This is a genomic window from Devosia polycyclovorans, assembly GCF_042181575.1.
GTDB classification, from domain to species: Bacteria; Pseudomonadota; Alphaproteobacteria; order Rhizobiales; family Devosiaceae; genus Devosia; species Devosia polycyclovorans.
Genome location: NZ_CP170082.1, coordinates 827,749 through 848,101, shown reverse-complemented (window position 1 = coordinate 848,101; position 20,353 = coordinate 827,749). Strand labels below are relative to the sequence as shown.

Genomic DNA, 20,353 nt, shown 5'->3' with positions numbered 1-20,353 from the left:
AGCCAACCAGTGGCCTGCCAAGGTTACTGGCTTGGTCAGGCTCGATAGCGGGGATTCCACCCTCCCTATCGGGCCGACCCGATCTCAGCAAAAATGTCAGTCAATGCCCAGTTCGGCGCGCAGCTTCCGGGTTAGCCCCGCGGCGACCAGCGCGTGTGAGCGAGTGGCATAGGCCCGCAGATCGTCTTCGCCCAGTTCCGACCCAGCTTCCGCACTAGCCCATTTGCGCTTGGCAAAGTAGCGGGCCTGCGTGACACCGCTCAGACTGGTCAGGATATCAAAGCTCTCCTCGCTGCATTTAAAGACAATACAGCGGGGCTCGTAATCGGTCAGGAGGCAAAACACTTTGCCGCCGACCTTGGCCACGCGCGCGTCCCACTGATCGACGAATGTGACACCGGCAAGCGCTGAGAGCGCGGCGTCGAACCCATCGCGGAGGAACAGGCTCAATTGTCCTCACCCACATCGGGCAGGGGCAGGAACTCAACGCCATCCTCGATGAGCCCCACGACCTCGTCCTTGGTCGCCTGGCCATAGATGCCGCGCGCCTCTGCTTCCTCGAAGTGGATCTTGCGGGCCTCCTCGGCAAAGCGGTCGCCGACATTTTCGGCTTCGCTTACCACCTTGTTGCGATAGGCGCGCAGCATCTCGCGGAACTTGGCGGCGTCTGGGTGATGCGCGGATACCGGCACCCGGTCCTGGTCGGTGCGCGCCACATTTGGCGCCATGGGCGCCTTTTCGACATGAAGATCACCGCATTGGGCGCAGGTGACGATGCCGCGCGCCTTTTGCTCATCATAGGCCGCTGCACTTTTGAACCAGACATCGAAGCGATGCCCGTTCGAACATTGAAGCGAATACTGAATCACGGTGCTAACTATCTCGCTGCGGCAAACGCCGTCTGTTCTTTCGATATAGGCAAAGCGGACTAGCCGTGCAAATCCGGCCCGGCAAAGTCGCGTGCATTGGCCAGCGCCGGCACGCGCTTGCGCGCCTCAGCAGTCGCGGCAGGATCGACCTCGGCCACTAGCACGCCCGGCCGGTCATGGTCGAGTTCGCCGATCACCTTGCCCCAGGGGTCGATGATCAACGAATGGCCATATGTCGAACGCCCATTGGGATGGCTGCCACCCTGCGCGGCAGCGATGACATAAGAGCCTGTCTCGATAGCGCGGGCGCGCAGCAGCACATGCCAATGCGCCTCGCCTGTCGGCACGGTAAAGGCCGCCGGCACCGCCATCAGGTTTGCCCCGGCATTGGCCAGCGCATTGTAGAGACGGGGAAAGCGCATGTCGTAGCAGATCGAAAAGCCCAGGGTGAATCCCTCAAGCGGTGCCGTCACTGCGCTGTCGCCCCCCTTATAGGTCGCGCTCTCGCGATAGGCGTTGAGCCCGGCAATGTCGGCGTCGAACAGATGTATCTTGTCATAGGTGGCCAGTTGGGCGCCATCGGGTCCGAACAGCACCGAGCGATTAGCGAAGCGCCCATCCTCGAGCGGTACCGGCAGCGAGCCGATCTGCACGAACATGCCATGGCGTTTGGCCAGTTCCCCCACGGCCGCCAACTGCGGATGGCCTTGGAAGGGCGCAGCCACCTCTTTGAGCTGGTCCCGGTTTTCCGGGAAGATCATGGTGACCTCAGGGGTCAGCGCATAGCGCGCGCCCTGATTGGCAGCCTCGGCCAGCAGGGGTTCCAGCGCGGCAAGATTGGCCTCGGGATCGAGCCCCGAACACATCTGGATGGCGGCAATTTTCATGGAGAACTACTGCGCCAGCAACGGATCCAGACCGCCACGGCGGTCGAGCGCAGCCATGTCGTCATAACCGCCCACATGGGTCTCCCCGACAAAGATTTGCGGCACGGTGCGGCGGCCATGGGCACGCTGCGTCATCTTCTCGCGCAAATCTGGATCGAGCACAGTGATTTCTGAATAGTCCACGCCCTTTTCATTGAGCAGCGCCTTGGCGGCGTGACAATAGGGGCAGGTGGGGGTGGTGTAGATCTCAACCTTGGCCATATCGCTCCAGGCTCCGGAAAATCATGCAATTGCCCTCTTATATGGGCAGATCCTCGCCAATGACAACGCGGGCAAAGGTGATCACGTTCACCTCTGCGGTACCGGCGCGTTTGAGCACTCTTATGGCAGCCTTGACCGTGGCGCCAGTGGTATAGACATCGTCGACCAGCACAACCGGCCGGCCCGCCAGCCGCTCCAGGACGCGCGGATGAACGGAAAAAGCGCCCTGCACGTTGCGCAGGCGCCCATCGCCGCTCAGCCCCACCTGCTGGCGCGTCTTGCGGTGCCGCCGGATCAGGTGCGGATCAACACGGCAGCCCGTCATGCGCCCCAGTTCAAGCGCCAGCAACATGGATTGGTTGTAGCGGCGGAAACGCAGGCGGCTGGCATGGAGCGGCACCGGCACGATGATCGGGTCAGACGGCCAGAACTCGGCTCCCGCCGCAGCCATCAACCGCGCACAGAAGCGCGCCAATTCGGGCCGGTCACCATATTTCAGACGACTGACAAGCCGGCCGGCCACCGCACTATAGGCCACCGCCGCCCGCGCCCGCGCAAATGGCGGCGGATCGGCCAGGGCCTCGGCCGAGCGCGTTTCCGGCCCCAGATCGGTCTCGAATGGAATGCCCAGTACCGGGCAGAGCGGCGCACTGATCTGGCGCAGGTCGGCAAAACACTGGGAACAGAGGCCCTGGGCGCCCGCCAGCGGCGCATTGCACGCAGCGCATCCCGGCGGATAGATCAGGTCGAGCAAACCATTGCGCAAGCCGGCCAGCCTCTGCCGCAGCCGCGCCACATGCCCGATCTCTTTGACTTCCCCGGCCCCCGTCTCCATAACAGCCATATTGCTCCCGACCCGGCTCCGGCGAAAGCCATATTCGATGACCACCCCACCACGCCTGTTCGACACCACCCAGATCGCCCGCAATCTGGCCCGCCGTCCGCCCGGCGGTAATTTCGTGCGTGATCTGGTGCTGGAAGATCTGGCCGATCGCCTGAGCACCTATAAGCGCGATTTCACCCGCGCCGTGCTGATCGGCCCTGATGCGCACACCCTGCCCGAGACCCTGTTTACCGCCAATGGCCCGGTGCAGGCACAGCGCGTCGAGGCCTTTTCCGGCGACGAGTTTCCCGCACTTCCCGCGGGCGAACTCGACTTGATCGTCTCTTTGTTGCACCTGCAGGCGGTCAATGACGTGCCGGGGCACCTGGCGCGGCTGCGCCGCCTGCTCAACCCGGACGGCCTGCTGATGGTCGCCTTTGTCGGCGGGGAAAGCCTCAGCGAATTGCGCGAAGCTTTCCTTGCGGCCGATCTGCACGTTTCCGGCGGCGCTTCGGCCCGGGTCGCGCCCATGGCCCAGGTGCGCGATGCCGGTGCCCTATTGCAGCGGGCGGGTTTTGCCTTGCCGGTCGCCGATGTGGAAACCCATCGCGTGCGCTACGCCAGCCCCTTTGCGCTGATGGCCGAACTCAAGACCCTTGGCGCATCCAATCCCCTGGCCGACCGGCCCCGCAGATTTGCCACCCGCACATTGCTGTCTGCCGCTGCCCAGGCCTACGCCGAGCGCGACGCCGACCCCGATGGCCGCATTCGCGCCACCCTGGAGGTCATCTGGCTGGCCGGCTGGGTGCCGCATGAAAGCCAGCAAAAACCCCTGAGACCCGGCAGTGCCACGGTCAGCATGAAAGATGTGCTGGGGAAGAGTTGATGGACCTGCCTGCCGGCCATATCCTGATCCTCTCCGGCCATCCGGGCTCGGGCAAGACCACCTGTGCCGACGCGCTGGCGCATCTTCCCGGCGGGCCCAAGGTCCATCTGCATTCCGACGATTTCTGGGGCTATATCAAGACCGGCAAAATCGACCCCTGGCTTCCTCAATCGCACCAGCAGAACCAGATGATCATGCAGGTCGCGGCGGGTGTGGCGGGCACCTATGCCCGCTATGGCTATTTCGTCGCGCTCGATGGCGTCATCCGGCCCTGGGCCCTGACGGCCTTTGCGGCCCTTGGCGTGCCGCTGCATTATGTGGTGCTGCGGACCTCTGCTGAGGAGGCGGTGGCGCGCTGCATTGCCCGTGGCGGCGACAGCCTGAGCAATCCGGACGTGGTGGCCGCGCTACATGCTCAGTTCGCCGATCTCGGCGCTCATCAAGCATATGCTCTGGATGTCGGCGGCCTCGACCGTGCCCAGACCATCGCCGCGCTGCACGCTGCCCTGGCCACTGGCCGCTATCGCCTTAATGAGCAACCGACTTCGAGAGAAGATTGAGGATCAGCACACCGGACATGATTAGCCCGATGCCGATGACGGCCCAGACATCGAGCTTCTGACCATAAAGGGCAAAGCCGATCAGCGAGACCAGCACAATGCCCGCACCCGACCAGATGGCATAGGCAATGCCGACCGGAATGGTGCGCAGGGTCATCGACAGGCAGTAAAACGCCACGCCATATCCCACCACGACCAGAATGGATGGCAAAAGGTTGGAAAAACCCTCCGACGCCTTGAGTGCCGTGGTTGCGATCACTTCGGCAATAATGGCGATGGCGAGATAAGCGTAACTGGGCATGGGATCACCGGAAAATCATGTTCGCCGGCTTTGATCACACCGGCGGCGCCAAGTCACGCCACTGGTTCAATTCGTTCTCACCAGCCACAAAAAAGGCCGGTGTGTTCACCGGCCTTTTCCAATCAGTCTGACGCAAGAGCCTAAGCAGCTTCCTCGTCGCTTTCGGCTTCGGCCGCGTCGGCCTTGGTGCGCTTGGGGCTCTTGGCGAGCTGCTTTTCAATCAGCTGCACGGCCTCGGTGAGGGTGAGCTTGCGCACCGCACCGATTTCGCGGCTCATGCGGTCCATGGCCTGCTCGAACAGCTGGCGTTCCGAATAGGACTGCTCGGGCTGCTCTTCGGAACGATAAAGATCGCGGACCACTTCGGAAATGGCGATCAGATCGCCCGAATTGATCTTGGCTTCATATTCCTGAGCGCGGCGCGACCACATGGTGCGCTTGACGCGGGCCCGGCCGGTGACGGTATCGAGAGCGCGCGTGACTTCGTCTTCATCGGCCAGCTTGCGCATGCCGACGGACTTGACCTTGGCCACGGGAACGCGCAGGGTCAGTTTGTCCTGCTCGAAGCTGATTACGAACAGCTCGAGGGTCAGCCCAGCGACTTCCTGCTCTTCAATGGCGACGACAATGCCGACGCCGTGGGCCGGATAGACGACATGCTCGCCTGTCTTGAACCCAAGCCGCTGCTGCTGCTTCTTGGCTACCATATGCTTCGAACTCCTTGTTGACGCCCCAATAGCTGGTTCCTTGCGGCAAGGTCAGCCATCCTACTTGTTTGGCGCCCGCGAACCCGGACGCATATGCGCAGTTAAACCCCACGTCGTCCCGGATCCGCTTGCCGGAACGTCATGCATCCACTTTGTCTGGTGTCAAAAAAATCGTGCCTTGCGGCACGGGCTGGGTGATGGGCTCAACTGCATATGGTGACACCATAGCACAATTTTTCAGCAGAATCAAAAGGAACGAATCACGCAGGCTATGCCAGACCGGGCCGCGACCGGACCGATGTGACGAAACCATGACAAGCCCTTGTTAGGACTGGCATATTCGATCTTGACTGCGCTGCAGCGAGTTGGCGTCAGTCGCCCTCGCCGGGCTCTTCGGAGAAGTATTTGCTCAGCTTGCCCTCTTCGCCATCACGCTCTTTTGCCTCTGGCAATGGTTCGCGCCGCTCGGTCAAATTGGGCCAGGAGGCAGAGAATTTGCGGTTGAGCTCAAGCCATTCATCCAGCCCGCTTTCTGTATCGGGCTTGATGGCTTCGGCCGGGCATTCGGGTTCGCACACGCCGCAATCGATGCATTCGTCCGGATGGATCACCAGCATGTTCTCGCCTTCATAGAAGCAGTCCACCGGACACACTTCCACGCAGTCGGTATATTTGCAGGCAATGCAATTGTCGGTGACGATATAGGTCATCTAGGAGGCGATCCCGTCTTGTTGCGGCCCAACCCTTAGGGCAGGTCAGCCCGCCTGTCTCAACGCGTCCGGTGCTAAACCGTTTTCCGCCGCATCGCAAGGCCGTCCGGGGGGACGGTTTGGCGCACAAGGCTGCCGAGACGAAAGACTTGCCTATTCCGGCTCGTTGCCGCGCAATCTGTCCGTTTCGCGCCGCTCTTTTTTGGTCGGACGCCCGGCTCCCGCCGGTCTTTCGGCGATGGCCGCATCATAGGGCGACAGCTCAGCCCTGGGCACAGGCGGGGGCGAAATGTCCTCGTAAAGCGTCTGCGCTTCGCTGGCCGGACCACGCCGCGTACCGCAATCGAGAATGCGCCAGACCACAATCCGGTTGTGCAGCGACATGGTCAGCACATCGCCCGCACCGACCTTGAGATCGGTGCGCTCGGTCTTTTCCGAGTTGACGCGAACAGCGCCACTCTCGATGATTTTCTGGGCCAGGGTGCGCGATTTGACGGCGCGCGAAAAGAACAGGAACCGGTCGAGCCGCTCCTTGCGGAGCGGCATCTGTTCGGTCCCCGCCAATCCCTACTCCGACTTGCCGCGCAAGGCTGCCAGAGCTGCAAAGGGGCTGTCCGGATCGAACACCGGCTTGCGCTCCTCGCGTGGCGGACGGCGATCCTTGCGGTCGCCCCGTTCCGTCTTGTCGGGACGGCCCTTGCCATTGGGACGCACCTTCTGGCCTTCGCCCTCGGGGCGGCGCGGCCCCTTGCCATGGCGCGGACGATTGTTCTGCCGTGGGCCCTCTTCGCCATCTCGGCGATTGCGGCCTTCGTGACGGCGGTTTTCGTTGTGGCGACGCCCGCCGGGGAACCAGACCTCGTCAAATTCTGGCTCGGCCGGCGCGGCCGGTTCTGCTGCGGCCTCCACCTCAGCCGGAGCGGCGTCCGGCACGGCACCTTCTCCCGGTTCTGCCACCACAGGCGCTTCGGCATTCTCCGGCGCAGCGGCCTCATTGTTTGCCTCGGCACTGGCGGCATTGTCTTCGAGCACCTGCTCAAACGCCGGGGTTTCGGCCGAAGCCTCAGCGGGTGCCGGCGTCTCGACCACTTTGGGCGTCCGGCGGACCCGATAGCCCAGCGACGACAGGATGGAGGAGAAATCATCGCCCGAGCAGCCCAACAGGCTGGTCATTTCCACGGTCACGCGGAAACCATTGCCCTCGGCGGCCCCGGAGGGCAGTTCGCCCTGATAGGGGCGGCCGGCATCCAGCGCCACCAGCGGCCGGATGATATCGGCCAGGCGCTCAAGAATATCGACCCGCACCGCCCGGCTTCCGGCCACCTTGAAGCCGGCAATCTCGTAAAGCCGAGTATCGACTTCCGGATCGACCACGAAGGAGGTGCGGCCCGAGAGCACGATATGGGGAATATCGGTGACGCCCGGCTGGCGCACGCCACCATTCTTCAGCGCAAACAGGATCAGAGCGAGCTCGCGCGGCGCGGGCTTGAGGGAAAGCGGGAGATAGATGTGATAGGCGCCAAACTTGATGCCAAGTTTGCGTAGCTTGCCGCGCACATCCTGATCGAGCGCCTTGACCTCGTCGGCCACCTGGGCCCGCGGCAAGAGACCGATATGTTCGAACAGCTGATAGGCGAGCCCGCGTGCGGTGCCTTCAAGATCGGCAGGAGCCTCGAGCGCCATGACCTGTTCGAGCACGGTATTGATATGGTGGCGCAGCCAGAGCGAAAGCCGGTCCTGCACTTTTTCCAGGTCAGGCCCGGTCAGGGTCTCGTCGGCCAGGAGCAGGATGCGCGGACGGTAAAGGCTGTCGCCTTCAGCCAGTTCCGCCACGATCTCGCCGCGCCAGCGCAGGCGCCCGTCGGTCGCCAACACGAATTCTTCATTTGGCGATCCGGCCAATCTCTCGGCACGATTGTGTATCTCTGGAGCGACCACCGAATCGGCGGCACCGCGCAATCCCTTGGCGTCCGTGTCGCCATCATTGCGGGCCAGGGAAAAGCGGAAGCCTTCGAGCGTTCCGATCAGATGGCCTTCCAGCCTGACTTCGCCTTGGCTGTTGATTTCGGGAGATACCATACGTTTGTCTTTCAGATGGCGGAGCAACACGCTGGTGCGCCGGTCCACGAAGCGCTGGGTGAGCCGCTCATGCAGAGCGTCACTCAGGCGGTCCTCAATGTCTCGCGTCTTTTCGCGCCAATAGGTGGGGTCTTCAAGCCAGTTTTTTCGGTTGGCGACAAAGGTCCAGGTCCGGATCTGCTTGATCCGATTGCTAAGCGTGTCAATGTCGCCCTCCGCATTGTCGCAAAACCGGACCTGCTCGGCAATCCAGTCTGCTTGAACCGATCCAATTCGTCTTACATCCGTATAGATACGGGTGACAATCTCGCCATGCGCCGCCGGCGAGATGCCCTGATAGTCCGGAATCTGGCAACATTCCCAAAGCAGTTTGACCGCATCGTGGCCGCGCGCCAACCCTCCGGCCTCATTGCGCATGAGAAATTCAAGCGCATGCTGATCGGTCGCAATCGGCACACGGGTCAGCGTCTTGTCCTGCGGCACCAGTTCGAGTGAATTGCGCAAAGCCTCAACCGAACCGAAGTTAAGGTTCGAGTTACGCCACTGCACCTGCTTTATCGGCTGGAAATCATGAGTCTCGAGCTGAACGACCAGCTCCTCGTCAAACCCCTCGGTGCCACCGGTGACGCCAAAGGTGCCATTATGCCGGTGCCGGCCAGCGCGCCCGGCGATCTGCCCCAGTTCCGAAGGCGTCAGCGGTCGGCTCTGATGGCCGTCGAATTTGGTGTCGTCGGCAAAGGCGACGTGGTGGATATCGAGATTGAGCCCCATGCCAATGGCGTCGGTGGCAACAAGGAAATCCACATCGCCATTCTGGTAGAGCTCGACCTGGGCATTGCGCGTGCGGGGCGAAAGCGCCCCCATGACCACCGCTGCCCCGCCGCGTTCGCGCCGGATCAATTCGGCGATGGCATAGACCTGCCGAGCCGAAAAGGCGACGATGGCGCTGCGCGCGGGTTGACGGGAAATTTTCTTGGAGCCCGCATAGGTCAGTTGCGAGAAGCGCGGTCGATCGATGATTTCGGCATGGGGGATGAGCTTGCGCACCACCCCCGCCATGGTAGCCGAACCCAGGAGCAGCGTCTCCTGAAGGCCGCGCGCCTTGAGGATTCTGTCGGTAAAGACATGCCCGCGATCAAAATCGATGGCAGTCTGGATTTCGTCCACCGCGACACAATCGACATGGATATCCATGGGCATGGCTTCCACTGTCGCCACCCAATAGCGCGGCTTGATTGGCACGATGCGTTCTTCGCCCGTCACCAACGCAACAGCCTGTTCCCCGACCCGCTCGACGATGCGGGTATAGACCTCGCGCGCCAGAAGGCGCAGCGGCAGGCCGATCATCCCTGTCGGGTGGGCCAACATGCGCTCAATGGCGAAATAGGTCTTGCCAGTATTGGTCGGGCCAAGGATCGCCTTGACCGAATGGGAAGGAGAAAAGCTCATCGCACCCTACTTAAGGCTTCGTTCCCCGCCTTGCGAGGGGCATTGCCGAGTTGTCCCAGCAAAGGACAGCATTGTCATCGTTTTGACACGCGGGTTAACCGCTGGAACGCAGACGGAACAAATCAGAACCGAATCGATGAGACTCACCGAGTCTGGCTTTGTTCACGGCTAGATATGGTATCACCCGGGCAGACTTACCCACTAAACCGCGGCACTGCCCGACCCGGGACCCATTTTTGGCACCGACAAGCCGCAGGAAGTGTTCAACTCGCTTGCTGCGCGGTTAATCCAGCCCGGAATCGGCCAAATCTGAACTTTGCGTAAACATCTGTTCTGGCAACATTTTGTCCGTCTTCACCACGTCGCGCCCCCGAGTCCTTGGCTTTTCCGGCACGTCTTGAGGAAAAACCGTGTTGACGTGTCGCTTTGGGACAGCGGCCACTGACACACCCTGACAGCACGCGGGCGCATTTGGGGGAACAGTACGTTTCCGGAGCAATATGCATGTCCAATTTTGACCCTGCGGCTCTGCCCGCGCCTCTGCAGCTCTATTTCACCCGCACCGTTCCGGACGAAGCCGCAACGCTGTTCGCGCCCGACGCTGCAGTGCGCGACGAAGGCGAGTGGCACCATGGCAGGGCTGCCATCGCGCAATGGTTGCGCCGGGTTGAGGAGCGTTATCACCCCCGTTACCGCGTGCAGCAGGTCGCGACCGATAAGGCCACACCGTCGTTACCTTCGAAGTCTCTGGCACATTCCCGGGAAGCCCTGCGATTCTACGCCAGGCTTTCACGATCGGCCCCGACCAGCGCATCAGCCGCCTGGAAACCTTGTGATTGTCTCAACCTAGAACAGTTCCGGGTGCGCGCCGTGAGCGGAGTTAACCTTCCGGCCAAAACCGGAACGAACGGGGACAGAAACGGGCCAGAATCACAAATTCGGCTTTGTTCACTACCACTTGTGGGGGATGAGCGGGGTCAGACACACAAACCGGCCTTGTTTCTTAGGCAAGTGGGGGGAAACCCGTTCACATTGGTGAAGATCGGGTAAAACTAGGGCCAATCCGGCATTGTACTGACAGGCCGTTAGCGCCAGAGGCGAGCAATCGCAGATGACATTAACGATCCACCCGCCAGACCGCGGGCACCTGCCGTTACAAAATTGTCAAAAAAGCTTTTGACCGTCCGGTTTCGGGACAGACCGTTCAGCTCTCGGCACGCGTCAGCACCATGGAGAGATCACCCATCGTGGTGCCGATGATCACGCGATAGGGGATGAAATAGCCGGTCTGGCCCAGGGGCGCATACCACAGGATCATGCGGCTGGTATCGGCCAGGTAATTGGTCATTTCCGAGCTTTGGAAATGACCCGAGATCGGCTGGTAGTCGATGGAGCAGGCGACCAGCGGCCCCTGATATCCGGTGCGCGGCGAGGTCGCCTCGTCACTATCGAGAAAGCCGAGGCGGATGTTGAAGCGCTCCACCCCGGTAAAGATTTTGAGCGTCCGATCACACAGGCTCCGGTCCAGCCCATTGCCCTTGAGCACGAAGGCGGAGAGGAAATCACCGACCCCCGTCAGATGCGCGCGCTCCAGCGGCACCCGATCATAATTGTCCTGCACTGGCGGCTGGACCTGGAAGGCGCTGACATTGCGGCCGTCATAGCCGACACTGGAGGTGAACACCTCGCCATTGGCCCGGGTCTCCAGAGCAAAGCTGCGCGATTGCAGGTTGGATCCGGCAGAAGACCCCGAGACCGACGCGCTGGCCGTGCCACTGGCTACGACACTCCCCAGGCCCGCCACGCGCGCCGAAAGTTCCAGCCCATAGCGGGCGCCATCATCATCAAGGTCAATATCGACCATGGCCACATTGATGCCACCCACCGTGACCACATAGCTGGCGCGGGCATCGACTGGTGCCGCCTGGACGCTGGCGCAAGAAAGCGGGACAAGAGCGGCAAGGGCAAGGACAGTGCGGATCACGTGTGGTCTTCTCGGCTGCTTGCGCCCGCGCGTGAGACCGGTCGGGCGGAACGAATCACTTATTGGGTCCAAATTGCCGCTCCACCGGGGCACAAGCAAGGCGCTCGCGCCGCTTTGTCGGGCTCTTGCCTTGACGGATGGGCCCCAATTCTCTAAAGACCCGCCAGATTTCTCCACAATCGAGGCCCGTAGCGGGATCATCCCGCCACGCAAGGACCTTTACACAAACAGGATCTAGACCAATGGCACGTCGCTGCGAACTGACCGGCAAGGGCGTTATGGTGGGCAACAATGTTTCCCACGCACTCAACCGCACCCGCCGCCGCTTTCTCCCCAATCTGGTGAACGTCACCCTGCTTTCGGACGCTCTCAACCGTCCGGTCAAGCTGCGGATCGCCACCTCCGCCCTGCGCACTGTCGAGCATCGTGGTGGTCTGGACGCGTTCCTGCTCAAGCAGGACGACGCCGACCTCTCCCCGCTGGCTCTGGGCCTGAAGAAGGAAATCCGCGCCACGCTCGCTGGCTAAGCGATTTCCTGACCTTGTATTTCAGGCCGCGTGGTGGGCAACTGCCACGCGGTCTTGTATTTTGGAGCCACCGCTCCCTCCGGTATCGTAGCGAAAGCTGCGCACCATCCAAACCCCGCCCCGGTCTGTTGCCGGTCTGCGGAATATGATGAAGGTAGTCAAATGCTGTCTCGCTTGCTGGTGGCCATTGCCGCCATGGTGGTCGTGGTCGCCGCCTCGAACTTCCTGGTTCAGTTTCCCGTCAATGCCATGATCGGCGGCGTAAACCTGGGTGACATTCTCACCTGGGGTGCCTTCACCTATCCCGTGGCATTCCTCGTCACCGACCTCTCCAACCGGGCTTTCGGACCGCAGCGCACACGGCTGGTCGTCATCGCCGGTTTCGCTGTCGCCGTTGTGCTATCTGTCTGGCTGGCCACCCCGCGTATCGCCATCGCCTCGGGTTCGGCCTTCCTCGTCGCCCAATTGCTCGACGTCTCGATTTTCCACCGCCTGCGCAATGGCGCCTGGTGGCAGGCGCCGATGTTTTCTTCGGTGATCTCTTCGGCGCTCGACACGGCGCTGTTCTTCAGCCTCGCCATGGCCCCGGCCTTTGCCGGTATCGACCTGGCCTTCGGCATGGAAGACGGCTCGCTCGGCTTCGCCGCCCCGCTGCTGGGCTTTGGCCCGGAAGTCGAACTCTGGCAGTCCCTGGCGCTGGGCGACTTCCTCGTCAAGCTGGCCATGGCCGTGGCCCTGCTCGCACCCTACAAAACCGTGCGCGATCTGGTGCTGAACCGGATGCCGGCAGCGGCGTAGCCGCCCCTTCGAAAGCGGCTTGCACCTCTATTCCGGCAGCGCAAACTCCAGGATGAGATTGCGCTGCCAATCGTTGAAATTGTTGTCTGAGCCGATGAGGATGCGCCTCTCGCCCCCGGGCGTCTCGTGCACCAAGAGGCTCTCCATATTGTCGATCTCACCGCCCTGAGCGCTCAGCAGCAATTCGCCACGCATCAGATTGCCGGGCCGCACCTCGGCCGCCGGCACGCGGCGCAAGTTCATGACAAAGGCAAACAACGACACGCCGCGCTCTAGCACCAGCAGGTCGCCATTGGGCAGGAACTTGCAGTCGGTCGGATTGACGATCGGCGAATTAACGTAGCCTATGGGCCCCTTGTCATTGACGCCCAGCAACTCCCCGCGGTGATTGCCGTCGGCGTCGAGTGCTTCCTCGGTCAGCAGCAGGGTCGATCCTGCAATTGGGGAAGCCGGTGGCGCGATGCAGACCGATTCGAGACTTTCATTGGTCCTTAGGTCCGTCAGCCATTGCGGAATATTGATCTCCCGCGCCGCGCCCCCCGGCCGCGCATCGGTAATGGCAAAATCGGCCACCCGCGTCAGATGCTCGAAGCCTACGCGCACCGCCACGGGCACGCCATTGCGCCAGACGGTGTCCATGCCTTCGGCGTCACGGGCAAACTGGCGCGGCAGCACCGTGCCGCCCGAATTCTGCATTGGCTCGATATTGACCCCGATCAGCCCGATCAGCAGGTCGGCTTCATCATAAGCCAATTGCCCGGAAACGAAATTGCCCCGGTCCGACACAAAGGCGATACGCTGGTCCGGTCCAGTGACGGTGACACTGGACAGCCCGCCAAAGGTATCGACCGGACTTTGCAGCGTCAGGCCACCGCGAAAGATCAGCCGATCGACCGGCTGGTCCAACGCGACGCCCTTGAACCGGGTGACAGGCGCAGCACTGACCATCAGCTCCGCCGCCCCAGTCGGCAAGACCAGAAGCGCAAGGGCTGCGGCAAGAGCGGCCCGCACCATCACCCCCGCGCCCGCCGCCGTGTCTGGGCCGGCATTTCCTCGTCGAACAGCGCTGCCAGTTCATCGGTCAGCGCCCCCGCCAGTTCCTCGGCATCGAGCAGGGTCACGGCGCGCCGGTAATAGCGGGTCACATCGTGGCCGATGCCCACCGCCACCAACTGGATCGGCGAGCGGGATTCGATATCCTCGATCACCTGGCGCAGATGGGCTTCGAGATAGTTGCCCGCATTGACCGACTGGGTCGAGTCATCCACCGGCGCGCCATCGGAAATCACCATCATGATGCGCCGCTGCTCGGGCCGCGCCATCAGGCGCTTGCGCGCCCATTCGAGCGCCTCGCCATCGATGTTTTCCTTGAGCAGCCCCTCGCGCATCATCAGCCCGAGATTGCGCCGGGCATGCCGCCAAGGCTCGTCGGCGGCCTTGTAGATGATGTGGCGAATATCGTTCACCCGGCCCGGATTGGGTGGGCGATTGGCCTCCAGCCATGCTTCACGGCTCTTGCCGCCCTTCCAGGCGCGGGTGGTGAAGCCAAGGATTTCGACCTTGACGCCGCACCGCTCCAGAGTGCGCGCAAGAATATCGCCACAGATCGCCGCGATGGTGATCGGGCGGCCGCGCATCGAGCCGGAATTGTCGATCAGCAGCGTCACCACCGTGTCGCGGAAATCGGTGTCGTTTTCGACCTTGAAGCTGAGCGCCTGCAGCGGATCGGTGACCACGCGGGTGAGACGCGCCGTATCGAGCAGCCCTTCTTCGAGGTCGAACTGCCAGCTCCGGTTCTGCTTGGCCATAAGCCGCCGCTGCAGCTTGTTGGCCAGTCGCGCCACGGCGCCAGCCAGATTTTCGAGCTGCTTGTCCAGCAGGGCGCGCAACTGGTCGAGCTCGTCGGGCGGGCAAAGCTCGGCCGCCTTGACGATCTCGTCATATTTCTGGGTAAAAACCTTGTAGTTGAACTGGTTCGACAGCCGCTCGCCGCCATCCTTGGCGGGCGGGGGCATGGGCGCGTCTTCACCCGCCTCGGCCTCGGCATCCTCGTCGGCATCGGCCATGTCGGCTTCCATGCCTTCGACGTCACCGGTGTCTTCGCTCTCGCCAGCCTGCTGGTCTTCTTCGCTCTCGGATTGTTCGTTCTCGCCCTCGCCCTGTTCGGGAGACTCGTCCGACCCCTGCGCCTGTTCGGGCTGGTTGTCCTCGGAGCTCTCCTCATCGCCGTCGGCGGGGTCTTCCATGTCGCTTTCGGCGATCAGGTTGAGATCGCGCAGCACGGCGCGCGCGGCGCGGGAGAATTCTTCCTGGCTTTCATAAGTGCCCAGCAGCTTCTCGAGAGAAGTGCCGGCCTTGGCCTCGATCTCCTTGCGCCACAGATCAACCAGAGAGTGGCCCGAAGGCGGCACTTGGACCCCACCCAGCCTTTCGCGCAGCATCAGCCCCAGCGCCTCGGCCAAAGGCGCATCGCCCTTGTCGTTGACCTCGGCAAAATTGGCCCGGAAGAGCCGGTCTTCGAGCATTTCGTGGATATTGCCCACCATGCCCGGCATGCGGATGCAGCCCAACGACTCCACGCGCGCCTGCTCCAGCGCATCAAAGGCGGCGCGGGCCTGCGGGTCCATAGGCGCCCGCTTGCGATGGGCGTCGGGATCGTGGCTGGCCAGCCGCATCGCCATGGCATCACCCTGTCCTCGGGCAATGGCTATGTCGCGCTTGGTCGGCAGGCGCGGCAGATTGGCCAGTCGCGCCTTGTCTGAAGTCAGCAGCGGCCGATCGGCGGTAAAGCTGACCTCAAGATCCGCCTTGGCCCCGATGGCGCGCACCGTCGCGCCCATGGCGCTCTTGAACGCCTGGGTCTGGTCCGGCTTGTTGGCTTTACTGCGCGGAGGTTGTGCCATGAATCTTTTCCCGGAAGACCCTTCACGCCTCCCTCGCCCAATGGGGGTCAGGTGGCAGTCTAAGGCCTTTCAGCCACCGCGTCCCTTCGGCTCCTTGGAGAGAAGGTGGCCCGCAGGGCCGGATGAGGGGTCTCCCGGCCTTGGCCGGGAGCAGTTACTTACGCCATCACCGCCAGATTGGCGGAGCTTTCCGGCAGGTCTTCGCCGAACACACGCTGGTAGAACTCAGCCACCACCGGGCGTTCGAGTTCGTCGCACTTGTTGAGGAAGGTTAGGCGGAAGGCAAAGCCGATATCGCCACCGAAGATGACGGCGTTTTCGGCCCAGGTGATAACGCCGCGCGGCGACATGACGGTCGATATGTCGCCATTGATGAAGGCCGAACGAGTGAGGTCCGCCAGACGCACCATATTGGCGATCTGCTTCTTGCCCTTTTCGGTCTCGCCATAGGTCTTGTTCTTGGCGAGCACGATGCCGACTTCCTTGTCATGCGGCAGGTAGTTGAGCGTGGTCACGATGCTCCAGCGGTCCATCTGGCCCTGGTTGATCTGCTGCGTGCCGTGATAAAGCCCCGACGTATCGCCCAGCCCGATCGTATTGGTGGTCGAGAACAGGCGGAAGGCCGGATGCGGAATGATCACCCGGTTCTGGTCGAGCAGCGTCAGCCGGCCTGACTGTTCGAGCACGCGCTGGATCACGAACATCACGTCCGGACGGCCCGCATCATATTCGTCGAACACCAGCGCCACATTGTTCTGCACGGCCCAGGGCAGGATGCCGTCGCGGAATTCGGTGATCTGCTTGCCGTCCTTGAGCACGATCGCGTCCTTGCCGACGAGGTCGATGCGGGAGACGTGGCTGTCCAGGTTCACGCGAACCAGCGGCCAATTCAGCCGGGCAGCGACCTGTTCGATATGGGTGGATTTGCCCGTGCCGTGATAGCCCTGCACCATGACGCGGCGGTTATAGGCAAAGCCGGCCAGGATCGCGAGCGTGGTATTGCGGTCGAACAGATAGTCCGGATCGATCGGCGGCACGTGGTCGGTGCGTTCTTTGTAGCCCTTGACCACCATGTCGGTATCGATGCCGAAAAGCTCACGCGCCTGGTATTCGGTATCGGGCAGATTGGCGAATTCAGTCATGGTCGGGCTCTTGGAAATGCAAGGAATAAATCTGATGAAGGCGGTGGCTCTATAGCAGCAATGTGACGGCGCGGGTAGCCTTGGCTTGCTTACGCATCACTGCCCTTAGGGCATGGCTCAATGCACCACGAAACCCTGTTTTTTCAAATGCGTATAGGCCGCGATGACTGAACGCAGGCGCTCTTCGGACGAGGCGTCGCCGCCATTGACGTCCGGATGGTGCTTTTTGACCAGGTCCTTATAGGCCCGTTTGATCTCGTCGGACTTGGCATGCTTGGTGAAACCCAGGGTCTCAAGGGCCCGCCGGTCCGGCTCGTTGAGCGGCTTGACCCGCTCGGTCACCGGCCGTTTGGACTGCTGATAGCGATAGCGGGCAAAGACCCCGAACGGGTCGCCATACTTGTCGCCCGGCTTGGCCGCATTGCGCCCCGCGGCACGCGCCGCAGTGGGGTTGCCCGTGGCAAAACTCGAGCGCGATTCGGCCTTGGGCGGCGTATGCAGCGCCTCGTCCAGTTCCTCCGGGCTCATGCCGGCGAAATAGTTGAAAGCCTTGTTGTAGTGCCGCACATGCTCAAGGCAGAAATTGTGATACTGCCCCTCGGACCGCGCGCCCTTTGGCGCCTTGAACTCGCCCGGCGCTTCACAGCCCTCCCAGTCGCACTTGACCGCCACCGGTTCGGGCTTTTCCTCCCGCCGCGGGCGAATGCGAATGTTATCGAAGAGCTTGGATTGCTGTTTCATTGTGCCTAGTTGTGTCTTCAGTCAGATATTGGAGCCCACACCATGTCCATGACGGACACGATCCACGCCAAGCTCACCGAAAAATTCGCTCCCCTCCATCTGGAGGTGATCGATGAATCCCAATCTCACCACGGCCATGCCGGTTGGCGGGAGGGTGGTGAAACCCATTTTCGTGTCAGAATCGCGACCCGCAATTTTGACGGGCTAAGCCGCGTTGCGCAACACCGCGCAGTGATGGAAGCGCTTGACGATGAATTGAAGGCCAGCGTGCATGCCCTCGCCATCGAGGTGCTGCCAGCCAAAGCCATATAGTCATTCCGCCGAGGCTTGACCAGCCTTCGGTTGGGGCGTGATCCGCACTTTCGACACGCGCTGCCGGTCGCGTTCCAGCACCAGGAACGAAAAACCATGCGCCTCGACCTGATGCCCCGGCTCGGGGATCAGCTTGGCGGCATTGATGACAATGCCGGCAACAGTATTGGCGTGCGCATCGGGCAGGTCCCAATCGAGCAGGCGATTGATGTCGCGAATGGCGATGCTGGCATCGACGATGAAGCTGCCATCCTCCTGCTTGTCGATGCCGAACACGGCCTCGTCGTCCGGCTCGTCATGCTCGTCGGAAATGTCGCCGACGATTTCCTCGATGATGTCCTCAAGCGTCACGAGGCCTTCGAGCACGCCATATTCGTCCAGCACCAACGCCATATGTGAATGGCGCTTCAAAAAGGCCGAGAGCTGGGCCTGCACCGGCGTCGATTGCGGAATGAACCAGGGTTTGGTCATGATCTGCTTGAGATCGACCCGGCTTGCATCGCCATCCACCGCCATTAGCGCCCGGAGCACGTCTTTGGCATGGATGATGCCGACAATATCGTCCGTCTCGCCCTGATAGAGCGGAATGCGGGTATAGGCGCTGTCCAGCACCGCCTTGACCAGCTCGTCCGCGCTCATGGTAGCATCAAGTGCCAGCATCTGTGTGCGGTGCACCATCACATCGCTGACCACCAGATCTCGAAGATCGAGCAGGCCACCAAGCATGTCGCGGTCGCCCTTGACCACCTCGCCCTCGGAATGGAGCAGGTCCAGCGTACCGCGGATTTCGTCATGTCCGGAGATCGCACTGACATTGCTCGCATCAAGCCCGAAGAGCTTGAGGATCGCGTTGACAATGGCCTGCACGGCCAGCGTCACCGGCGCAAAGACGATCACCACCAGGCGGATCACCGGCGAAACGGTGAGCGCAAAGCCATCGGGCCGCATCAGCGCCAAGGTCTTGGGCAGGACCTCGGAAAACACCACCACTGCCGCCGTCATGGCGATGGTGGCATAGGCAATGCCGGCCTCGCCGAACAGGGCGATCAACACGCTCGCCGCCAGGGTCGAGGCGAGGATGTTGACGATGTTGTTGCCCAGCAAAATTGCGCCGATCAGCCGCTCTTTCTCGCCGGTGAGTTTTTCCACGAGGATCGCGCGCCGGTCGCCGCTGCGGGCAAGCTGGTGCATGCGCGCCCGTGATGCCGCAGTCAGCGCGGTTTCGGAACCGGAAAAGAAAAAGCTCATGGCGAGCAGCACGAGGATGCCCGCCGAGGTCAGCCAAAGGGTGAGGCTCATTTTGTGCGCATCTCCTCCAGAAAGCTCTGAACTGCAGCCGGATTCACGTTCTTCTCGATAAAGGCCTGGCCAATGCCGCGGGTGAGGATGAAGGTGAGCGCCCCGCGCGAGACCTTCTTGTCCTGGGCAATAGCCGCCATCAGCGTGTCGGTCGAGCCCAGTTCACCCGGAATATCACTCAGTTTGGTCGGCAGGCCTGCGGCCTGCAAATGCGCGGACACCCGGCCGCTATCCTGCCCCGGCGCCAGCCCGAGCCGGTTGGAAAAACCATGCGCCAGCACCATGCCGATGGCAACGCCCTCGCCATGCAGCAGGCGGTCCGAATAGCCCGTGTCCTTTTCCAGCGCATGACCGAATGTGTGACCCAGATTGAGTAGCGCCCGCACCCCGGTTTCCTTCTCGTCCTCGATCACCACCCGCGCCTTGTGAGCACAGCAGCGGGCAATCGCTTCGCCCCGCGCCGGGCCACCGGCAAAGATCTCGGCGCGATTGGCCTCGAGCCACTCGAAGAACTCCGGATCATCGATCAGCCCGTATTTGACCACCTCGGCATAGCCGGCGGCGAACTGGCGCGGATCGAGCGTGTCGAGTGCGGAAAGATCGGCCAGCACCAGCTTGGGCTGATGGAAGGCCCCAACCAAGTTCTTGCCATGTGGCGAATTGATGCCCGTCTTGCCGCCCACCGAGGAATCCACCTGGGCCAGCAGCGAGGTCGGTATCTGGACGAAGTCCATGCCGCGACGGGTCACTGACGCGGCAAATCCGGCCAAATCGCCGATCACGCCGCCGCCCAGCGCGATGACCAGATCACCGCGCTCCAGCTTGGCCGCCAGCAGGCCCTCGACCACCTTTTCGAGCATGGCATAGCTCTTGGTGGTCTCGCCTGCTGGCAGCGTTATGACATCATAAGATAGCCCTGCGGCCTCAAGCCCGGCGGTGAGGCGGGGCAATTGCGCCTTGGCAACCTGGTCATCTGTGACGATGCCGTAGCGCCGCCCCGGAAACTTGTCAGCGAGGATGACGCCGGCCTCATCGATCAGCTTTGGTCCGATCAGAATGTCATAGGCGCGTTCGCCCAGGGCAACGTGAACAGTGTGGTCGATCTGGGCCATGAA

Annotated in this window: 23 protein-coding genes; 6 read left to right on the top strand and 17 right to left on the bottom strand. The window is 62.2% G+C overall.

The features are described from left to right. Window positions 1–96: 96 nt before the first annotated feature. From ACE4RL_RS04350 to ACE4RL_RS04330, 5 genes are read right to left on the bottom strand one after another with little or no spacing between them, the layout of a single operon-like run. Complete coding sequence (locus ACE4RL_RS04350; RefSeq protein WP_375599305.1) at window positions 97–450, bottom strand: MmcQ/YjbR family DNA-binding protein; 354 nt, start codon at window positions 448–450, stop codon at window positions 97–99. Further along, window positions 447–869 (bottom strand): DUF1178 family protein, encoded by a 423-nt coding sequence (locus tag ACE4RL_RS04345; RefSeq protein WP_375599304.1) that lies wholly within the window; start codon window positions 867–869, stop codon window positions 447–449. Before ACE4RL_RS04345 ends, ACE4RL_RS04350 begins: the two co-directional genes overlap by 4 nt. 59 nt (window positions 870–928) lie before the next feature. Then, complete coding sequence (locus ACE4RL_RS04340; protein ID WP_375599303.1) at window positions 929–1,756, bottom strand: carbon-nitrogen hydrolase family protein; 828 nt, start codon at window positions 1,754–1,756, stop codon at window positions 929–931. 6 nt (window positions 1,757–1,762) lie between these two features. Then, window positions 1,763–2,017, bottom strand: a complete 255-nt coding sequence (grxC, locus tag ACE4RL_RS04335) for a glutaredoxin 3 (protein ID WP_375599302.1) — start codon at window positions 2,015–2,017, stop codon at window positions 1,763–1,765. A 37-nt stretch (window positions 2,018–2,054) separates the two neighbouring features. After that, window positions 2,055–2,861 (bottom strand): ComF family protein, encoded by an 807-nt coding sequence (locus ACE4RL_RS04330; protein ID WP_375599301.1) that lies wholly within the window; start codon window positions 2,859–2,861, stop codon window positions 2,055–2,057. Between the two features lie 37 nt (window positions 2,862–2,898). On the opposite strand from ACE4RL_RS04330, the gene ACE4RL_RS04325 reads away from it, so the two are divergent. Both ACE4RL_RS04325 and ACE4RL_RS04320 read left to right on the top strand, forming a co-directional pair. Then, window positions 2,899–3,726, top strand: a complete 828-nt coding sequence (locus ACE4RL_RS04325; RefSeq protein ID WP_375599300.1) for an SAM-dependent methyltransferase — start codon at window positions 2,899–2,901, stop codon at window positions 3,724–3,726. Beyond that, entirely contained in the window at window positions 3,726–4,286 is a 561-nt protein-coding gene (locus ACE4RL_RS04320; RefSeq protein WP_375599299.1) for an AAA family ATPase, read from the top strand. The genes ACE4RL_RS04325 and ACE4RL_RS04320 overlap by 1 nt, the downstream gene beginning before the upstream one ends. Here ACE4RL_RS04320 and ACE4RL_RS04315 read toward each other — a convergent pair. The 5 genes from ACE4RL_RS04315 to ACE4RL_RS04295 form a co-directional block, all read right to left on the bottom strand. Next, on the bottom strand, window positions 4,255–4,587 hold the full coding sequence (locus ACE4RL_RS04315) for a DMT family transporter (RefSeq protein ID WP_375599298.1): 333 nt from the start codon (window positions 4,585–4,587) through the stop codon (window positions 4,255–4,257). The genes ACE4RL_RS04320 and ACE4RL_RS04315 overlap by 32 nt on opposite strands. Before the next feature lie 140 nt (window positions 4,588–4,727). Beyond that, window positions 4,728–5,294, bottom strand: coding sequence for a CarD family transcriptional regulator (locus ACE4RL_RS04310; RefSeq protein ID WP_375599297.1), 567 nt, complete (start codon window positions 5,292–5,294; stop codon window positions 4,728–4,730). A 371-nt stretch (window positions 5,295–5,665) separates the two neighbouring features. Continuing rightward, window positions 5,666–6,004, bottom strand: a complete 339-nt coding sequence (gene fdxA / locus ACE4RL_RS04305) for a ferredoxin FdxA (protein ID WP_375599296.1) — start codon at window positions 6,002–6,004, stop codon at window positions 5,666–5,668. A 153-nt stretch (window positions 6,005–6,157) separates the two neighbouring features. Beyond that, the gene (locus ACE4RL_RS04300) at window positions 6,158–6,550 is read right to left on the bottom strand and encodes an RNA-binding S4 domain-containing protein (protein WP_375599295.1); all 393 of its coding nucleotides are present in this window, start codon (window positions 6,548–6,550) and stop codon (window positions 6,158–6,160) included. A gap of 21 nt (window positions 6,551–6,571) precedes the next feature. Continuing rightward, window positions 6,572–9,532, bottom strand: a complete 2,961-nt coding sequence (locus ACE4RL_RS04295) for a helicase-related protein (protein ID WP_375599294.1) — start codon at window positions 9,530–9,532, stop codon at window positions 6,572–6,574. A 504-nt stretch (window positions 9,533–10,036) separates the two neighbouring features. Between ACE4RL_RS04295 and ACE4RL_RS04290 the strand changes: the two genes are divergently transcribed. After that, complete coding sequence (locus ACE4RL_RS04290) at window positions 10,037–10,582, top strand: hypothetical protein (protein ID WP_375599293.1); 546 nt, start codon at window positions 10,037–10,039, stop codon at window positions 10,580–10,582. 154 nt (window positions 10,583–10,736) lie between these two features. Here the strand turns inward: ACE4RL_RS04290 and ACE4RL_RS04285 are convergent, their stop codons facing one another. Beyond that, window positions 10,737–11,516: a DUF3108 domain-containing protein gene (locus ACE4RL_RS04285; RefSeq protein WP_375599292.1), complete on the bottom strand. Its 780-nt coding sequence runs from the start codon at window positions 11,514–11,516 to the stop codon at window positions 10,737–10,739. A 242-nt stretch (window positions 11,517–11,758) separates the two neighbouring features. On the opposite strand from ACE4RL_RS04285, the gene rpmB reads away from it, so the two are divergent. Together rpmB and ACE4RL_RS04275 are read left to right on the top strand one after the other, a co-directional pair. Beyond that, window positions 11,759–12,043 carry a 50S ribosomal protein L28 gene (gene rpmB / locus ACE4RL_RS04280; RefSeq protein WP_104892973.1) on the top strand — a complete coding sequence of 95 codons (285 nt, stop codon included), beginning with the start codon at window positions 11,759–11,761 and terminating at the stop codon, window positions 12,041–12,043. 162 nt (window positions 12,044–12,205) lie between these two features. Further along, on the top strand, window positions 12,206–12,841 hold the full coding sequence (locus ACE4RL_RS04275) for a VUT family protein (RefSeq protein WP_375599291.1): 636 nt from the start codon (window positions 12,206–12,208) through the stop codon (window positions 12,839–12,841). Between the two features lie 27 nt (window positions 12,842–12,868). Here ACE4RL_RS04275 and ACE4RL_RS04270 read toward each other — a convergent pair whose 3' ends face one another. The 4 genes from ACE4RL_RS04270 to ACE4RL_RS04255 form a co-directional block, all read right to left on the bottom strand. Further along, complete coding sequence (locus ACE4RL_RS04270; RefSeq protein WP_375599290.1) at window positions 12,869–13,855, bottom strand: esterase-like activity of phytase family protein; 987 nt, start codon at window positions 13,853–13,855, stop codon at window positions 12,869–12,871. Beyond that, entirely contained in the window at window positions 13,855–15,744 is a 1,890-nt protein-coding gene (cobT, locus tag ACE4RL_RS04265; RefSeq protein ID WP_375599289.1) for a cobaltochelatase subunit CobT, read from the bottom strand. The genes ACE4RL_RS04270 and cobT overlap by 1 nt, the downstream gene beginning before the upstream one ends. A gap of 158 nt (window positions 15,745–15,902) precedes the next feature. Then, on the bottom strand, window positions 15,903–16,886 hold the full coding sequence (gene cobS, locus ACE4RL_RS04260; RefSeq protein WP_375599288.1) for a cobaltochelatase subunit CobS: 984 nt from the start codon (window positions 16,884–16,886) through the stop codon (window positions 15,903–15,905). Window positions 16,887–17,003: 117 nt separating this feature from the next. Next, a complete protein-coding gene (locus ACE4RL_RS04255; protein WP_375599287.1) occupies window positions 17,004–17,627 on the bottom strand; it encodes a J domain-containing protein in 624 nt (207 codons plus the stop codon). A 42-nt stretch (window positions 17,628–17,669) separates the two neighbouring features. Between ACE4RL_RS04255 and ACE4RL_RS04250 the strand changes: the two genes are divergently transcribed. After that, complete coding sequence (locus ACE4RL_RS04250; RefSeq protein ID WP_375599286.1) at window positions 17,670–17,939, top strand: BolA family protein; 270 nt, start codon at window positions 17,670–17,672, stop codon at window positions 17,937–17,939. On the opposite strand, the gene ACE4RL_RS04245 is transcribed toward ACE4RL_RS04250, so the two are convergent. Together ACE4RL_RS04245 and aroB are read right to left on the bottom strand one after the other, a co-directional pair. Then, a complete protein-coding gene (locus ACE4RL_RS04245) occupies window positions 17,940–19,238 on the bottom strand; it encodes an HlyC/CorC family transporter (RefSeq protein WP_375599285.1) in 1,299 nt (432 codons plus the stop codon). It lies immediately after the preceding gene. Further along, window positions 19,235–20,350: a 3-dehydroquinate synthase gene (gene aroB, locus ACE4RL_RS04240; protein ID WP_375599284.1), complete on the bottom strand. Its 1,116-nt coding sequence runs from the start codon at window positions 20,348–20,350 to the stop codon at window positions 19,235–19,237. The genes ACE4RL_RS04245 and aroB overlap by 4 nt, the downstream gene beginning before the upstream one ends. Between the last annotated feature and the right edge of the window lie 3 nt (window positions 20,351–20,353).

Coding starts and splice junctions, on each gene's coding strand:
- ACE4RL_RS04255 (WP_375599287.1), bottom strand. CDS start 17,627: ATGAAACAGCAATCCAAGCTCTTCGATAACATTCGCATTCGCCCGCGG.
- rpmB (WP_104892973.1), top strand. CDS start 11,759: ATGGCACGTCGCTGCGAACTGACCGGCAAGGGCGTTATGGTGGGCAAC.
- ACE4RL_RS04245 (WP_375599285.1), bottom strand. CDS start 19,238: ATGAGCCTCACCCTTTGGCTGACCTCGGCGGGCATCCTCGTGCTGCTC.
- ACE4RL_RS04325 (WP_375599300.1), top strand. CDS start 2,899: ATGACCACCCCACCACGCCTGTTCGACACCACCCAGATCGCCCGCAAT.
- ACE4RL_RS04295 (WP_375599294.1), bottom strand. CDS start 9,532: ATGAGCTTTTCTCCTTCCCATTCGGTCAAGGCGATCCTTGGCCCGACC.
- cobT (WP_375599289.1), bottom strand. CDS start 15,744: ATGGCACAACCTCCGCGCAGTAAAGCCAACAAGCCGGACCAGACCCAG.
- ACE4RL_RS04340 (WP_375599303.1), bottom strand. CDS start 1,756: ATGAAAATTGCCGCCATCCAGATGTGTTCGGGGCTCGATCCCGAGGCC.
- ACE4RL_RS04315 (WP_375599298.1), bottom strand. CDS start 4,587: ATGCCCAGTTACGCTTATCTCGCCATCGCCATTATTGCCGAAGTGATC.
- ACE4RL_RS04310 (WP_375599297.1), bottom strand. CDS start 5,294: ATGGTAGCCAAGAAGCAGCAGCAGCGGCTTGGGTTCAAGACAGGCGAG.
- fdxA (WP_375599296.1), bottom strand. CDS start 6,004: ATGACCTATATCGTCACCGACAATTGCATTGCCTGCAAATATACCGAC.
- cobS (WP_375599288.1), bottom strand. CDS start 16,886: ATGACTGAATTCGCCAATCTGCCCGATACCGAATACCAGGCGCGTGAG.
- ACE4RL_RS04275 (WP_375599291.1), top strand. CDS start 12,206: ATGCTGTCTCGCTTGCTGGTGGCCATTGCCGCCATGGTGGTCGTGGTC.
- ACE4RL_RS04290 (WP_375599293.1), top strand. CDS start 10,037: ATGTCCAATTTTGACCCTGCGGCTCTGCCCGCGCCTCTGCAGCTCTAT.
- ACE4RL_RS04270 (WP_375599290.1), bottom strand. CDS start 13,855: ATGGTGCGGGCCGCTCTTGCCGCAGCCCTTGCGCTTCTGGTCTTGCCG.
- ACE4RL_RS04300 (WP_375599295.1), bottom strand. CDS start 6,550: ATGCCGCTCCGCAAGGAGCGGCTCGACCGGTTCCTGTTCTTTTCGCGC.
- ACE4RL_RS04330 (WP_375599301.1), bottom strand. CDS start 2,861: ATGGCTGTTATGGAGACGGGGGCCGGGGAAGTCAAAGAGATCGGGCAT.
- ACE4RL_RS04250 (WP_375599286.1), top strand. CDS start 17,670: ATGTCCATGACGGACACGATCCACGCCAAGCTCACCGAAAAATTCGCT.
- grxC (WP_375599302.1), bottom strand. CDS start 2,017: ATGGCCAAGGTTGAGATCTACACCACCCCCACCTGCCCCTATTGTCAC.
- ACE4RL_RS04320 (WP_375599299.1), top strand. CDS start 3,726: ATGGACCTGCCTGCCGGCCATATCCTGATCCTCTCCGGCCATCCGGGC.
- aroB (WP_375599284.1), bottom strand. CDS start 20,350: ATGGCCCAGATCGACCACACTGTTCACGTTGCCCTGGGCGAACGCGCC.